General features: G+C 30.0%; 1 protein-coding gene. It reads right to left on the bottom strand.

Features of this window, described 5'->3' with window-relative positions; genetic code table 11:
• The coding region (locus tag R0J87_RS24525) for an AAA family ATPase (RefSeq protein ID WP_498889649.1) at positions 1 to 213 on the bottom strand (213 nt) is incomplete at its 3' end.
• Between the last annotated feature and the right edge of the window lie 24 nt (positions 214 to 237).

Here is a 237-nt window from a genome sequence, read left to right on the forward strand (position 1 = left end):
ACGATCAGCAGTATTCATAGTACCAATAATATAGAGATTTTCGGGAAGTATTAATGTTCTGTTAGGTTCGTCATCTCCATTTGAAATATCGTAAAGGCTTTCCACTGAAGCTTCTTGATAATTTTCTTTATCAAAATAATAACGGTATTCTAATGCATATATTAATTCCCCTAAAACAGAAGAGAGATTAGCTCTGTTTATTTCATCCAATATTAGTACATAATTGTTTTTAGGATT

Origin of the sequence: Halomonas sp. SIMBA_159 (assembly GCF_046536035.1) — a bacterium.
Lineage (GTDB): Bacteria > Pseudomonadota > Gammaproteobacteria > Pseudomonadales > Halomonadaceae > Vreelandella > Vreelandella venusta_A.